Raw genomic sequence first — 13,383 nt, forward strand, 5'->3', positions numbered from 1 at the left:
AATGGCCGAAGCCGAGAACGCCATGATGATCGCGACGAAAGCCGCCGGCAAGCGCAAGGTCGCCAACCTTGCCTTCTGGTCGATCGTGATCGCCTTTGTCGTGCTCGCGCTGAAGGTCGCCGCCTGGTACGTCACCGGCTCCGTCGCGCTCTATTCGGACGCGCTGGAATCCATCGTCAACGTCATTGCCTCGGTCGCCGCCTTCTGGGCGATCCAGGTCAGCTACAAGCCGGCCGACCAGGACCACCCGTTCGGCCATCACAAGGCAGAGTATTTCTCGGCCGTGCTTGAAGGCGTGCTGATCGTCGTCGCCGCGCTTTTGATCCTGAACGAGGTCTGGCGCTCCTGGCAAACGCCGGCGCCGCTCGAGCAACCCTGGAAAGGACTTGCCATCAATGGCGTCGCCACCGCCATCAATGCCTTCTGGGCCTGGACGCTGATCCGCGTCGGCCGGGCCGAGAAATCGCCGGCGCTGGTCGCCGACGGCAATCATATCATGACCGATGTGGTGACCTCGATCGGCGTCTTCGGCGGCCTGGTCGGCGCAATCCTGACCGGCTGGCAGATCCTCGATCCGGCACTTGCCGTCATCGTCGCGCTCAACATCCTGTGGCAGGGCTGGCACGTCATCGGCTCGTCGATGAACGGGCTGATGGACCGCGCCGTCGACACGCAGGAACATATGCGCATCCGCGACATCATCTCGGCCAACTGCAAGGGCGCGCTGGAGGTGCACGACCTCAAGACCCGTATCGCCGGCCGCGCCACCTTCATCGAGTTCCATCTGGTCGTCGACGCCGACATGTCGGTGGGCGCCAGCCACGTCATCTGCGATCGCATCGAGGACGCGCTGAAAGCCGAAATCCCCTCGGTGCGCGTCACCATCCATGTCGAGCCAGATGATGAGGCGAAACTGCCCAAGGGCACGACGGCCGTGCCGTTTGCGTAGCCTCGCGCTAGCCTGAGGCCTGTCGAGATTCAGGTCAGGCCGAGTCGAGAATGGTGGCTTCCGAGAACCGGAGCGGAGCGTACTCAAAGTACGTGAGCACCGGAAGCGCAGGAAGCCGCCATTCGCAGGCCGGCCTCACCTGAATATCGGCAGGCCTCAAGGTGCGCAGGCCGATTGCGGCATTGGCTCCAGCCGATAGACCTTGTCGTCCGACTTCGTCCTGCCGTCGGCGGCTTTCGAGCACAGATCGACAATCGCCAGGCTGCTATTGGGATTGGCCAGCATCATCATGCCATTGGCGCCGCGCTTGAGGTAGATTTCCTTCTGCGCGATGTCGCAGGCAAAATCGCTCATCTTCGAGCTTGCCGCGCAACGCCACTGGTCGGCCTCGCCCTGGCAGGAATAGGTCTGCGTGACCTTGGTCTCATTCTTTCTGGTCGTCACTGAGATGGCAATGTCAGCGCCGTCGGGCCAGTTGGCGGCGTCGCCGCTAGAGGCGAAGGATGCCAGCTCCACCGGTCCGCGGAAAACCCGGATCGACTGCGTCAGCTGGTTGGGGTGCGAACTCATATGGGCCGTGTCATAGTCGCGCCCATAGCAGAACGGCTGGTCTGGCTTCAGCCGCACGCGCAACGGGTCCCCAAGCGCCGGATCAATGGGATCGATGCGTGCGAACTCGGCCTTGCAGGTCGCGGCCGGCATCGGGTCAAGGCGGAAATTATCATCCTCCGAGCCGAGCGCCTGGCGGTTGTATTCCGCCTTGCCGAGTTGCTCCTCCGAGTCCGGATCGAGGTAGATATCGGAGGACAGATCTGAGAGGAGCAGCCGGCCCTTGTCGTCGACTTTCAGCGAGGCCAGCGTACGATCGCAATCCATGCCACAACGGATCGGGCCTGATGTGCCGTCCTCGGATTCATGATTGCACCAGCCGCCGGCCCATTCCGGCGCCTTGGCGCCACGCACCGTGGTGGAGAGAAAGCCATTGTAAGACGTGTCGGCGTTTGCCGTGGGCTCTTCGTTCGGCCGGCTGACCGGGTCATGGCCGTAGTAGAAGAAGATCCGCGCCACCTTCTGCTTCGGATGCGCCTTGAGATGGGCTGCGTCATAGACCCGCCCGAAACAGGCGTCCGCCCCGTTCGGGCTGAGTTCCCTGAGTTTAAGCGTGTCGCCGGCGACAGCCGTGCCTGACAGCAAACCGAGCAGCACCACGCCAAATCCAGCGCGCGCAATTGTCTTCCTTTCCTCTGCCCTGAACGTCATGTGATCCCTCCTCGCATCGACAGGACGTAACGTCAATTTATGCTAGTATTGCGGCCGGAGCCACGCAAATCGCGGTGAAATTGGAGGAGGAAGCCATGCGCCGGCGTGACATGTTCCGCGCGGTTCTTGCCGGAACCGGAACGTTTCTTGGCTTGCGGGCGGTGCAGGCGGCAGCCACCGAGCCCGCCAGGCTGAAGGTCGCCTATCACCTGAGCGATGTGGACAAGGTCAATTTCGTGCTCGGCAACATCAAGAACCACTATGAGGGCACTGGCGGCAATGTCGACATCGTGCTGGTCGTGCATGGCCCGGCCCTGGCCGCCTTCAAGTCTAAGGGTATATCGGCCGCGGTCTCCGGCCGCTTCGCCGGCCTGGTGCGGCAGGGGCTCGAGCCGCAAGCCTGCGCCAACACCATGCAAGGCATGGACATTTCGCTCGCCGACCTGCTCGACGGCTTCCATGCCGCCGACAAGGGCGGCGTCGTCAAGCTCGCGGAACTGCAAAGCCAGGGCTATGCCTATCTCCGGCCATAGTGCACAGTCTCGACCATGGGACTTGGAACGGCTGGTCCCGTTGAACGCTCCGGAGGACCGACAGTGCCCACCACGACCGCGCTTACCATCCCCGATCTCGCTGGCAAGGCGGTGCTGGTCACCGGCGCCTCGACCGGCATAGGCGCGGCACTCGCGCTGGCCTATGCCGCGCAGAAATCCAAGGTGGCGCTGCATTACAATTCGAGCCAGGAGGCCGCCGAGAAACTTGGCAAGACCATTCGCGACAGCGGCGGCGAGGTCTTCCTCGTCCAGGGCGATTTTTCCCTGCCCACGGATGTCGAACGCGTTGTCGAGGACAGTGCGCGGCATTTCGGCCGTCTCGACGGACTGGTCAACAATGCCGGCGGCATGCTCGGCCGCATACCCTATGCCGAACAGACCGAAGCGCATTACGACGCCGTGATGGACCTCAACGCGCGCTCGGTGCTGACCGCCTCCCGCAAGGCAATCCCGTGGCTGAAGAAGCAGGGCGGCTTCATCGTCAACACCTCCTCGATCGCCGCGCGCAATGGCGCGGGCGGCGGTGCCGGTCTCTACGGTTCGGCCAAGGCCTTCGTCTCCAATGTGACACGCGGCATGGCCAAGGAGCTGATCGGCTTCGGCATCCGCGTCAACGCCGTGGCGCCCGGTACCATTCTCACCCCGTTCCACGAGCGCTATTCGACCGAGGAGCAGATCAAGGGCATGGTCGCCACAATTCCGCAGGGGCGGGCCGGCACGGCGCAAGACTGCGTCGGCGCCTATCTGTTCCTCTCATCGGACCTGTTGAGCGGCTACATCACCGGCCAGTCGATCGAGGTGAATGGCGGCCAGTTGATGCCGTGAGCCGTGAATTGCATACTGGCGCCCTGCATACTCCTTTCGCGCCAATCCCAGGGGGAGACACGGAATGTACGGACTGATCGGCAAGATGCGGGCAGCGCGCGGCCAGCGCGACGCGGTCATGGATGTGCTGCGCGCCAGCACCGGCGCCCTGCCCGGCTGCCTGAGCTACATCGTCGCCACCGATCCGGCCGATGCCGACGCGATCTGGGTGACCGAAGTGTGGACGGATCAGGCAAGCCACAAGGCTTCCCTGCAGCTTCCGGAAGTCCAGGCGGCCATCGCCAAGGCCCGCCCCTTCATCGCCGGCTTCGAATTCCAGGTGGAGACCCACCCCGTCGGCGGCTTCGGGTTGGTCGACGGCAAGACGAGCTGAGCCGGACAGCTAAGGCCCGCACAGTGTCAGTCATTGAGGAGCAACCCTTTGACGCGGACGGTCAACATTCGCGATGCGAAAGCCCATCTGTCGCGCCTCGTAAGACAGGTAGCCAAAAGGTGAGTCGTTCATCATCACCAACGCCGGCAAGCCATTGGCCAGAATCGTGCCTATCGATCAGCCCGCACCGCAGAAGCGACGGGTTGGTTCTATGACCGGCCTTTCCGTCCCTGAAGATTTCGACCGCATGGGTCGCGATGAGATCGAGCAACGGTTCAGCGCCGACATATGAAAGCTGTTACTCGGCGCCTGGACGCGTGAAACCATCATTTTTTCGGTAAACCGTGGTTCGCATTTTCACGCGCCAGGTCTAAGACCAAAACTATGGATTCCTCGGCCGAGTCTCCACCCCAGGACCAGCCCGCCACCGAGCGCATGGCGCGGATGGGCAAGCCTTGGCAATGGCTGGTCCTGCTCACCATCTCCGCTCTGTTTGCCGGTGCGCTCGAACTCGCCGCTCTGCCGGCGGCGCTGCTGATCGGGCCGATGCTGGCGGCGATCGTCGCCGGCACCAATGGCGCCACGGTGCGCGTGCCGCGCCTGCTGTTCGGCTCCGCCCAGGCCATTGTCGGCTGTCTCGTCGCCGCGTCGATCTCGGCCGACATCTTTCCCGTCTTCTACGCAGAGTGGCCGCTGTTCCTGGGCGTTGTGATCGCAACGGTCGCGGCCTCCAGCCTGCTTGGCTGGCTGATCAGCCGCTGGCGCATCCTGCCCGGCACCACCGCCGTCTGGGGCTCCTCGCCGGGTGCCGCCACCGCCATGGTGCTGATGGCCGGCGCCTTCGGCGCCGACCAGCGGCTTGTCGCTTTCATGCAGTATCTGCGCGTCATTTTCGTTTCGATGACGGCCGCCATCGTCGCCAAGATGTGGGTCGACACATCGGGCATCGAAATCCCGCCCATCATCTGGTTTCCGCCGATCGATGCCCAGGCCTTCGCCGCCACGTCAGGCATCGCGCTGGCCGGCGGCCTGGCGGGCAAGCTCTGCCGGCTGCCCTCGCCCTTCTTCCTCGGCACCTTCATCTTCGGCAGCGTCATCCATCTCGGTCTTGGCGTCGAGATGCAGTTGCCGCCCTGGCTGCTGGCTATCAGCTACGCCATGGTCGGCTGGTCGATCGGGCTGAATTTCACCAGGCCGATCCTGCGCCATGCGACGCGGGCCTTGCCCCAGATCATCGCCTCGATCGTGGCGCTGATCGCATTCTGCGGCGGGCTCGCTTTCCTGATCAGCCATCTCCTGGGCATCGATCCGCTGACCGCCTATCTGGCGACCAGCCCCGGCGGCATGGACAGCGTGGCCATCATTGCCGCCGCGGCGCAGAACGTCGACATCTCCTTCGTCATGGCGCTGCAGTCAGCGCGCTTCCTGATCGTGCTGCTCGTCGGCCCGAGCGTCGCGCGTCTGGTGGCCAGAAGCATCCGGGACTGATCGGCTTCAGCGCATCGGCGCCCTATTCCTCGCCGCCGCCGTTCTCGCCTTGCGCGCCGCGACGCCAATAGGCGGTGACCATATGCCTGTCGCGTGGCAGGCCCCACTCCTTGCGCACGATCTTGCGCAGTTCGCGGAAATCGGTGAATTCGCATCCGGCCCAGACGAAGAGGCCGTCGGCAAGCGCTGCGTGACTGCGCTCGCGCAGGGCGGCCGGCAGCAGGCCGGCGGTGCCAGCTTCACGGCCGTGCCGGTAGAACCAGCTGATATCGATGTTCTCGCCTTGCGGCAGCGCGATCCGGTCGTCCGGCCCATCGACCTCGATGAGCGCCTCGGCTCGGCTTGACGGCGGCAGATGCTCGAGGATCCGGCCGATGGCGGGCAGCGCGGTGTCGTCGCCGACCAGAAGCAGGGTTCCTGCCTCCGGCGCATCGCCGCCCCCGGGCCCGACCATGCCGATCACGTCTCCCGCCCGTGCATTCTGCGCGAAGATGGCGGCCGGCGTATCCTGGCCGGGATGCAGCACGAAATCGACATCGAACCAGCCGCTTGCCGCATCGATCGCCCGGATCGTGTAGACCCGTATGGTGAGCGCATCCTCCCCCGCAGGCCAGACAAGCAGGCCATCAGGGCCCACGGAGGGCCAGACCGGCCGCCGGCCGCGCGGCGGCAACAGCAGCCGCATGTGCAGGCCGCCATGAGTGAAGCGGTCGAGATCCGTGCCTGCGAAGCGCAGGCGCTGCATGTGCGGCGAAATCCGCGCCGACGACATCACCGTGATCTCGCGGAAGAAGACCGGCGTGCCGGCGTCGCTGCCATCGCCTTGCCAGCGCAATCCGCTGGCGGTGCCGAGATGCCGCGCGACATGTCCGGCAACCGTCATCTTCATGTAGGACAGGCAGGTCTCGTCGATCGCCGCGACACGGATGAGCATGGCGTCGCCCTCACGCGTCGCGCTCACCGACCCGTAATACAGGCGAAGCTCCCATCGATCGGCGGCACCGGTTTCGATCTCGAATTCGCGGTGCTCGGCGCGTAGACGCTCGATCGCCGACCTGATCGCCTCGTCGCTGATGCGGGTCTGCGCACTCAACTGGTCCATCGCTGAAATCCCTCGATAGCGCTTCAAACGAAGCCGCCGAAAGATCCTGGCCTCGTTGCCATCACGGGGCATGCCACAGCGCCGCCGGGGTTTCCACCGAAACTTGATGTAAGTAATCATATTTTTATCAGGACGCCGGAGAAGACACTATCCGGCCTCTGCCGGCTCGGCTTTGCCATCGTCGAGGTCGAAGCGGAGACGTCCGGCCTCGATCCGCACGCGCAAGTGGCGATACCTCGCGAGATAGCGAACTCCGACGAGAGCTGCCGCAAAGCCGGCAATGGCGGCCACGCCGAGCGCCCAGCGTGGGCCGACATCATCGGCCACCCAGCCGACCACGGGCGCGCCGAGAGCGGTGCCGCCCAGCGTTATGGCCAGCAGGATCGCCATCACACGCCCACGCATGGCAGGTTCGGTTGAAAGCTGCACCAGGCCGATCGTCGAGGTGGTCATAGTCTGCGCCGAGACGCCGATGACAACGAGCGCCAGGCCGAACAGCCAGTAATTGGGCATGATCGCGGCCAGGCTGAAGCCAAAGCCGAAGATCGCGGCGCCCGCCAGAAGAAACGCCAGGCGGGGCTGCTCGCGCCGGGCCGCCAGCAATGCGCCGGTGACCGATCCGATCGCCATGGTCGACGTCAACAGCCCGTATTGGCCGGCGCCCGCGTGAAAGACGGAAACGGACATGGTTGAAATGAAGATCGGGAAGTTGAGCCCGAACGTACCGATCAGGAAAAGCATCAAAAGGATGGCTTTGAGGTCAGGACGCTTCCAGACATAGGCAAAACCCTCGGCAAGCCTGCCGCGGCTCCGCTGCGTCTTGTCCTTCAGGTGAAGCTCACCGAGGCGCAGCAGGCCGAGCGAGGCAAGGACCGCGGCAAACGATGCCGCGTTGATCAGGAACACCCAGCCGGAGCCGACGGAGGCGATAAGGGCGCCGGCGACGGCAGGCCCGATCATGCGCGCGACATTGAACGAGGTGGAATTCAACGCCACGGCATTCGACAGGTCTGTCTCGCCGACCAGATCGGAGACGAATGTCTGGCGCGCCGGCGCGTCGAACGCCGTCGTGCAGCCAAGCAGGAATGCGAACACATAGACGTGCCACAATTGCACGAGCCCGGCGACGGTGAGCAGGCCAAGGCCGAGCGCGAGCAGGCCCATGGCGGCTTGCGTGGCGAGCAGCAGCTTGCGCCGGTCGAGATGATCGGCGGCAAAGCCCGTCCATGGCAGCAGCAGGATCTGCGGCGCGAATTGCAGCGCCATCACCACGCCCATGGCGGTCGCGTTGTTGTGGGTCAGTTGGGTCAGCACCAGCCAGTCCTGGGCGGTGCGCTGCATCCAGGTTCCCACATTGGACACGATCGCGCCACCGGCCCAGATCCGGTAGTTGAAATTGGCCAGCGAACGGAACGTGCCTTTTGCCGGACCGCTCATCCGTCGGCTGGGGCATTGCCGCCGTTGAAGCGGCCGAACATGCGTGCCGTCGCCACCCCCATGAGGAGGGTGCCCAACCCCAACGCGACGACATCATCCGTGGATCGCAGGTCGAAATCTCCGACACGCACCACCAGGAGATAACCGATCGCCAGGTTCAGGAATCCCCACAGGGCATTCACGGTCGAGGAGGAATGGCCCTGGCCGCGCGGCTTGGCGAAGGGGCTTTGAAAAGGCCGCCCCATCACGCCGCTGACGAAATGCGGCACGGCATTCGTCAGCACGGCGCCACCGAAGAAATAGGACACAAAGTCGATCCATTGCATTGTCAGGCACTCCCCTTGGCCAGGAGATCGAGGATGTCTTGTGTCGTGCCGTTTTCGCCCAGCCTCGGGAAAATATTCGCGGTGCTGTTGGTGTGGGCATCGAGGCTCATGTCGGTCATGGCATCGACGGCGAGCGTGACGTTGAACCCGAGATCGCGCGCGTGACGGGCGGTCGCTTCGACGCCCATGCTGGTGGAGACGCCGGCGATCACCACCTGGGTGACGCCCTCGCCCTTCAGCCAGGCTTCGAGATCGGTGTTGACGAAGGCGTCCACGGTGCGTTTGGTCATGATGTGATCCTCCCGCTGCTGCTTCAGTTCGGGGACAAGATCAGTCCAGCCGGCGGGAAATTCCCGCACGCGCGGCGCCTGCTCCGTCCGGCCCGAAGGCGCGCCGGCGACGTTGACGAGCACGACCGGCAAGGCGCGGCCGCGAAACGCATCGGCGAGCGCGCCGGCCCGCTGTATGACGTCGCCGACCGGATGGGCACAGGGTAGCGAAACAATGCCCTTTTGCAGATCGATGACGATAAGTGCGGTCTTCGGGTCAAGCGTGGTGACTGCCATTATGCTTCCTTTCGGCGATCGAACGGCTGCGTGGATCGTGGATATTGAAGGGTCAGGAGTCGGCGAGCCGTTTCAACAATTCGACGGCGCCCGCGAGTTGCTTCTGCTCCTCGCGGTCAAGGTTCGCCTGGATGGCGCGGAACAACCAGTCCTGTCGGGCCGCCCGCCCGGTCGCGATCATGTCCCGGCAGGCTGCCGTGAGCGACAGGAGGATCTGCCGGCCATCGGCCGGATCCGGCGCACCTTCCACCAGACCGGCCAGTTGTAGCGCTGACACAATGGCGCCCATCGACTGCGGACGCATGTCCTGGGCGCGCGCCAGCGTCGTCACCGTCGCCGGCCCCTCGCGCTCGAGATGCAGCAGCGCCGACTTCTGCGACGTGGTCAGATCACCGGTATCGGCCTGTTCGCGCAGCCGCCGGATCAGCCTGCCGGCCACCACCCGAAGCTCGGCCGCCAGGGCTAGCGCATGCGCGGCTTCGGGGTCGTCCTGCGGGGGCAATTGATCTTTCATGGCGGCTTTTGTAGTAGATACGAAGCTAAACTTCAAAGTTTAACTTCATATCCGAAATCACAAGACCGTGACCTCTGGCCGGCCGAAGGCCGTGACCTCTGGCCGGCCGAAGACCGTGAGCCCGGGCCGGCCGCAGGCCGTGCCCCGCTAGTCCGCCTATCGCGCCACAGCGAGGCGCTCGGGAAGGAAATCGACGAAGACGCGCACCTTCGGCGACAGATGGCGATTGGACGGCCATAGCATCCGGAATTGGCCACGGCCGTCGACATGATCGTCCAGCACGATCCGCAGCTTGCCGTCGCGTAGCGCCTCGCGGACCAGGAAATCGGGCATGCAGGCGATGCCGAGGCCAGCCATCGTGGCGCCCTTCAAAGCTTCCATATTGTTGCAGGTTAGCATCGAGCGGATCTGCGGTTCGGCGGCGCCGGTGATGAACGGCCACTCCAGCAGTCTGCCGCTGTTGAGAAAGCGGAAGTTGATGCCGAAATGCCTGATGAGATCTGCCGGCACGCCGGGAGTGCCATGGCGGTCGAGATAGGACGGCGCCGCGCACAAAAGCATGCGAAACGGCGCAACGGGTCTCGACACCAATCGTGAATCGGGCAGCTGGCCGCTTCGAATGGCGACATCGATGCCCTCTTCAATGACGTCGACGATGCGATCGTTGAAATCGATATCGAGCTCGATCTCGGGGTAGCGCTCCATGAACTCCGACAACACCGGCAGCAGCAGATGGTAGGTGACAATCGGGGTCGACACGCGCAGCCGGCCGTGCGGCGTCTCTCGTGTCCGCGACAGCATCGCCTCGGCATCGTCGATGTCGTCGAGGATGCGGCGCACCCGCTCGTTGAACAGCCTGCCCTCTTCCGTCAGCCCGATGCGCCGTGTGCTGCGCTGCAGGAGGCGCACGCCGAGTTCCTGTTCGAGCCTTGCGACACTCTTGCCAACAGCGGAGGCAGAGATGCCGAGCGCCCGGCCGGCCGCGATGAAACTGCCGAGTTCGGCGGTGCGGGCGAAGGCCATGAGGCCGCTGAGACGATCCATCGCATTCTTCCATTCGAGCGTTTTAGTCCGGTATATCAGGAGATATAATACCATTTTTCCTGAAAGGCCGTCGACCTATCTTGTCGTTACGACCGGCGCCGCAACCCGTGCGCCATGCCGGCCGATGCTGCTTCAGATAGGAAAATCCATGACATTGCAGACCACAACCGGCTCGACAGCGAGATGGCTCGTGCTCTTGTCGGTATGCCTTGCCGCGATGACCATGCCCTTGACCTTTACCGGCCCGGCCGTCGCGCTCTCCCGCATTGCTGCCGATCTCGGCGGCAGCCCGATCGCGCTCAACTGGGTGACGAACGCCTTCATGCTGACCTTCGGCGCCGGCCTGATGGCATCGGGAGCGCTGGCCGACAACCACGGCCGCAAACGCGTTTTCCTTGCCGGCCTCTGCCTCTATATCGTGGCATCACTCGGCGCGATGCTGGCGCCCGACATCGTCTGGTTCGACATGTTCAGGGCCGCGCAAGGGATCGGCAGTGCCTTGGCCTTCGCCGGCGGCGCCTCGGCACTTGCCCAGGAATTCGAAGGGCCGCTGCGGCTGCGCGCCTTCTCCTTCCTCGGCACCAGTTTCGGCATCGGCCTGGCCTTCGGCCCCATCGCCTCGGGCCTGCTCATCTCCGCATTCGGCTGGCGGTCGATCTTTGTTCTGGTTGTAGTACTTGCGATCGCCGCGGCAGCCCTCGGCCTGCGCACCATCAGGGAATCGCGCGACCCGGATGCAACCGGGCTCGACTGGGCGGGAGCCGGCACCTTCACCGTCGCGCTGGCCGCGCTGACCTATGGCGTGCTGCAGGCGCCGCAGACCGGCTGGACCGATCCCGTCGTCATCGTGTTGCTCGCGGCGGCAGTCCTCTTCTTCGCAGCCTTCGTCATCGTCGAGCGGCGCGTGCGCCGGCCGATGCTCGATCTCACCCTGTTTCGCTTTCCCCGCTTCGTCGGCGTCCAGTTCCTGGCGGCGGCACCCGCCTATGGCTTCGTCGTCCTGCTGGTGCTTTTGCCGATCCGCTTCATCGGCATCCAGGCAATGAGCGAGGTCAAGGCCGGGCAATTGATGATCTGCCTGTCGGGGCCACTGCTGATGCTGCCCTTGCTCGCCGGCCAATTGGCGCGCCGGATCGCACCGGCCACGATCTGCGGCGCGGGTCTGTTGATTGCCGCCGCCGGCCTCGTCTGGCTGAGCCTAGTCCCACCGGTCGCCATCGCGCTGGTGGCGCCGCTGATGCTGATCGGCGTCGGCATCGCTCTGCCCTGGGGATTGATGGACGGGCTCGCCGTCAGCGTCGTGCCGAAGGAGCGCGCCGGCATGGCGGTCGGCATCTTCAACACCACCCGCGTCGCCTGCGAGGGCGTGGCGCTGGCCATCGTGATGGCGACCCTGTCGGGCTTCACCGCAGCACAACTCGCCACTCGAGGCGCATCTCCCAGGGATACGGCCGCCGCGGCGCAGTTGCTGGTCACCGGCAATGTCGGTGAAACGGCGCAACATTTGCCATTGGCCAATGCCGGCGTCCTTGTCGAGGCCTATGAGACGGCGTTCGACCGGCTGCTGATCGTGCTGGCCGTAATCACCATCGTCACCGCCCTTGTCGTCTTCCTCGGCCTGCGCCGCGGATCGGCGGCGGAACACGAGGCGGTCCCGCTGCCGGCGTGCCAGGAGGCATGATCGTCCGCGACGACATCAGGTGATGACGAGGCTCGCTATGCGGTCTCCATCCAGCGTGAAAGCCATGTCGCCCTCGCCGTTGAAGCCCTTGCCCTTGACGGCGATGCGGACGCGATAAGTGCCGTCCGCCGGCGTGACGCTGACGATGCTCAGATGTGACTTCACGCCGATATTGTCCGACTGGTTCCAGCCCGCGATCTGCTCGCGGCCCTGGAACGATCGTCCCCAGTCGCTCAGGAACGCGCCGTCGGCAAAGCTATCGAGAAAGGCTTCCGTGTCACCCTTGTTGGTGGCATCGACAAAGCGGCGGATGGGGTCGGGTGTGTTCATTCGTCAGCGCCCAAGGTGCATTGAGATTCAGGTCAGGCCGAGTCGAAAACGATGGTTTCCGAGAACCGGAGCGGAGCGTACTTGAAGTACGTGAGCACCGGAAGCGCAGGAAACCTTCGTTTGCAGACCGGCATCACCTGAATATCAATGCACCTTAATCGAGCCGATGCATCAGATCATCATCCAGCCACCGGCCGAAGAAATAGACCAGCTGCTTGTGCCACCATGGCCAATCATGGCTGACATCGCCACCCCAATAGTCGACCCAGGCCGGAATCGACTTGTCGCGCAGTATCTGCTCCAGCTGGCGCGTCTCGACCAGCATGCGCTCTTCCCAGGCGCCCTGCCCGCAGCAGAAGATCAGCCTCAGCGCCTTCAGCCGGGCCAGCAGCTTGGGGTCGACGATGCCGGGCAGATAATCGAGCGGCGAGTTGTAGAAGATGTCGCCCTCCAGCGCCTTGCCGAAGAAATCGCGGGCCGAATAGACGCCCGACAGCGAGATGACGCCGCTGGCCAGCTCCGGAAAGCGGAAGACGAAGTTCGAAGAGTGGTAGCCGCCCATCGAACAGCCTGAAAACAACGGCTTCAGCTTGCGCCCGCCATTGGCGGCCGCCGCGGTGGACAAAAATTCCGGCAGCGCCTCCTCGCGCACGTAGCGGAAATAGGCCTCGTGCCGGGCGATGCGGTGCGCGGCGTCGTGATGCTTGTCGAAGAAGGATTCCGAATCGATGCCGTCGACCGTGAACAGCTGGATGCGGCCGGTGTCGATGAATTCGGCCAGTGCGCCCACCCCGCCGGAATCCTCGAACTGATAGAACCGTCCCTGCGAGGTCGGGAACACCACCACCGGTCGGCCGGCATGGCCGTAGCGCTTGTATTCCATGTCGCGGCCGAGATTGCGGGCCAAATGCTTGTGATAGGAGATGTCCATCGC

General features: G+C 64.4%; 15 protein-coding genes and 1 pseudogene. 7 read left to right on the forward strand and 9 right to left on the reverse strand.

The features are described from left to right. Position 1: 1 nt before the first annotated feature. On the forward strand, positions 2 to 949 hold the full coding sequence (locus FJ977_RS11660; RefSeq protein ID WP_140771536.1) for a cation diffusion facilitator family transporter: 948 nt from the start codon (positions 2 to 4) through the stop codon (positions 947 to 949). 156 nt (positions 950 to 1,105) lie between these two features. Here the strand turns inward: FJ977_RS11660 and FJ977_RS11665 are convergent, their stop codons facing one another. Continuing rightward, positions 1,106 to 2,209, reverse strand: coding sequence for a hypothetical protein (locus tag FJ977_RS11665; RefSeq protein WP_140771538.1), 1,104 nt, complete (start codon positions 2,207 to 2,209; stop codon positions 1,106 to 1,108). Between the two features lie 95 nt (positions 2,210 to 2,304). Here FJ977_RS11665 and FJ977_RS11670 point away from each other — a divergent pair, with 95 nt between their 5' ends. The 5 genes and pseudogenes from FJ977_RS11670 (at position 2,305) to FJ977_RS11690 (ending at position 5,449) form a co-directional block, all read left to right on the forward strand. After that, entirely contained in the window at positions 2,305 to 2,742 is a 438-nt protein-coding gene (locus tag FJ977_RS11670) for a DsrE family protein (protein ID WP_140771540.1), read from the forward strand. Between the two features lie 63 nt (positions 2,743 to 2,805). Next, positions 2,806 to 3,588, forward strand: a complete 783-nt coding sequence (locus FJ977_RS11675) for an SDR family oxidoreductase (RefSeq protein WP_140771542.1) — start codon at positions 2,806 to 2,808, stop codon at positions 3,586 to 3,588. 64 nt (positions 3,589 to 3,652) lie between these two features. Continuing rightward, positions 3,653 to 3,961: a putative quinol monooxygenase gene (locus tag FJ977_RS11680; protein ID WP_140771544.1), complete on the forward strand. Its 309-nt coding sequence runs from the start codon at positions 3,653 to 3,655 to the stop codon at positions 3,959 to 3,961. Between the two features lie 48 nt (positions 3,962 to 4,009). Next, a pseudogene (locus FJ977_RS36255) lies at positions 4,010 to 4,253 on the forward strand (type II toxin-antitoxin system prevent-host-death family antitoxin). A 92-nt stretch (positions 4,254 to 4,345) separates the two neighbouring features. Then, a complete protein-coding gene (locus tag FJ977_RS11690; protein WP_140771546.1) occupies positions 4,346 to 5,449 on the forward strand; it encodes an AbrB family transcriptional regulator in 1,104 nt (367 codons plus the stop codon). 22 nt (positions 5,450 to 5,471) lie between these two features. Here the strand turns inward: FJ977_RS11690 and FJ977_RS11695 are convergent, their stop codons facing one another. From FJ977_RS11695 to FJ977_RS11720, 6 genes are all read right to left on the reverse strand, one after another. Beyond that, positions 5,472 to 6,551 carry a siderophore-interacting protein gene (locus FJ977_RS11695; protein ID WP_140771548.1) on the reverse strand — a complete coding sequence of 360 codons (1,080 nt, stop codon included), beginning with the start codon at positions 6,549 to 6,551 and terminating at the stop codon, positions 5,472 to 5,474. Positions 6,552 to 6,698: 147 nt separating this feature from the next. After that, entirely contained in the window at positions 6,699 to 7,988 is a 1,290-nt protein-coding gene (locus FJ977_RS11700) for an MFS transporter (RefSeq protein ID WP_140771550.1), read from the reverse strand. Continuing rightward, complete coding sequence (locus tag FJ977_RS11705) at positions 7,985 to 8,314, reverse strand: hypothetical protein (protein WP_140771551.1); 330 nt, start codon at positions 8,312 to 8,314, stop codon at positions 7,985 to 7,987. The genes FJ977_RS11700 and FJ977_RS11705 overlap by 4 nt, the downstream gene beginning before the upstream one ends. A 2-nt stretch (positions 8,315 to 8,316) precedes the next feature. Then, positions 8,317 to 8,880: an isochorismatase family protein gene (locus FJ977_RS11710; protein WP_140771553.1), complete on the reverse strand. Its 564-nt coding sequence runs from the start codon at positions 8,878 to 8,880 to the stop codon at positions 8,317 to 8,319. Positions 8,881 to 8,932: 52 nt separating this feature from the next. Then, positions 8,933 to 9,394, reverse strand: coding sequence for a MarR family winged helix-turn-helix transcriptional regulator (locus FJ977_RS11715; protein ID WP_140771555.1), 462 nt, complete (start codon positions 9,392 to 9,394; stop codon positions 8,933 to 8,935). A gap of 156 nt (positions 9,395 to 9,550) precedes the next feature. Continuing rightward, complete coding sequence (locus FJ977_RS11720; protein WP_140771557.1) at positions 9,551 to 10,438, reverse strand: LysR family transcriptional regulator; 888 nt, start codon at positions 10,436 to 10,438, stop codon at positions 9,551 to 9,553. 148 nt (positions 10,439 to 10,586) lie between these two features. On the opposite strand from FJ977_RS11720, the gene FJ977_RS11725 reads away from it, so the two are divergent. Further along, positions 10,587 to 12,119, forward strand: coding sequence for an MFS transporter (locus FJ977_RS11725; protein ID WP_140771559.1), 1,533 nt, complete (start codon positions 10,587 to 10,589; stop codon positions 12,117 to 12,119). A gap of 15 nt (positions 12,120 to 12,134) precedes the next feature. On the opposite strand, the gene FJ977_RS11730 is transcribed toward FJ977_RS11725, so the two are convergent. Then, a complete protein-coding gene (locus tag FJ977_RS11730; RefSeq protein WP_140771561.1) occupies positions 12,135 to 12,449 on the reverse strand; it encodes a nuclear transport factor 2 family protein in 315 nt (104 codons plus the stop codon). A 154-nt stretch (positions 12,450 to 12,603) separates the two neighbouring features. Continuing rightward, the gene (locus tag FJ977_RS11735) at positions 12,604 to 13,380 is read right to left on the reverse strand and encodes an esterase family protein (protein ID WP_140771563.1); all 777 of its coding nucleotides are present in this window, start codon (positions 13,378 to 13,380) and stop codon (positions 12,604 to 12,606) included. Positions 13,381 to 13,383: the final 3 nt, after the last annotated feature.

Source organism: Mesorhizobium sp. B2-1-3A (assembly GCF_006442655.1).
In the GTDB taxonomy this organism is placed as follows: domain Bacteria; phylum Pseudomonadota; class Alphaproteobacteria; order Rhizobiales; family Rhizobiaceae; genus Mesorhizobium.

Bases quoted from the DNA above. Each gene is read 5' to 3' on its own strand.
- FJ977_RS11660 (WP_140771536.1), top strand. From the start codon at position 2: ATGGCCGAAGCCGAGAACGCCATGATGATCGCGACGAAAGCCGCCGGC.
- FJ977_RS11665 (WP_140771538.1), bottom strand. From the start codon at position 2,209: ATGACGTTCAGGGCAGAGGAAAGGAAGACAATTGCGCGCGCTGGATTT.
- FJ977_RS11670 (WP_140771540.1), top strand. From the start codon at position 2,305: ATGCGCCGGCGTGACATGTTCCGCGCGGTTCTTGCCGGAACCGGAACG.
- FJ977_RS11680 (WP_140771544.1), top strand. From the start codon at position 3,653: ATGTACGGACTGATCGGCAAGATGCGGGCAGCGCGCGGCCAGCGCGAC.
- FJ977_RS11690 (WP_140771546.1), top strand. From the start codon at position 4,346: ATGGATTCCTCGGCCGAGTCTCCACCCCAGGACCAGCCCGCCACCGAG.
- FJ977_RS11695 (WP_140771548.1), bottom strand. From the start codon at position 6,551: ATGGACCAGTTGAGTGCGCAGACCCGCATCAGCGACGAGGCGATCAGG.
- FJ977_RS11700 (WP_140771550.1), bottom strand. From the start codon at position 7,988: ATGAGCGGTCCGGCAAAAGGCACGTTCCGTTCGCTGGCCAATTTCAAC.
- FJ977_RS11705 (WP_140771551.1), bottom strand. From the start codon at position 8,314: ATGCAATGGATCGACTTTGTGTCCTATTTCTTCGGTGGCGCCGTGCTG.
- FJ977_RS11710 (WP_140771553.1), bottom strand. From the start codon at position 8,880: ATGGCAGTCACCACGCTTGACCCGAAGACCGCACTTATCGTCATCGAT.
- FJ977_RS11715 (WP_140771555.1), bottom strand. From the start codon at position 9,394: ATGAAAGATCAATTGCCCCCGCAGGACGACCCCGAAGCCGCGCATGCG.
- FJ977_RS11720 (WP_140771557.1), bottom strand. From the start codon at position 10,438: ATGGATCGTCTCAGCGGCCTCATGGCCTTCGCCCGCACCGCCGAACTC.
- FJ977_RS11725 (WP_140771559.1), top strand. From the start codon at position 10,587: ATGACATTGCAGACCACAACCGGCTCGACAGCGAGATGGCTCGTGCTC.
- FJ977_RS11730 (WP_140771561.1), bottom strand. From the start codon at position 12,449: ATGAACACACCCGACCCCATCCGCCGCTTTGTCGATGCCACCAACAAG.
- FJ977_RS11735 (WP_140771563.1), bottom strand. From the start codon at position 13,380: ATGGACATCTCCTATCACAAGCATTTGGCCCGCAATCTCGGCCGCGAC.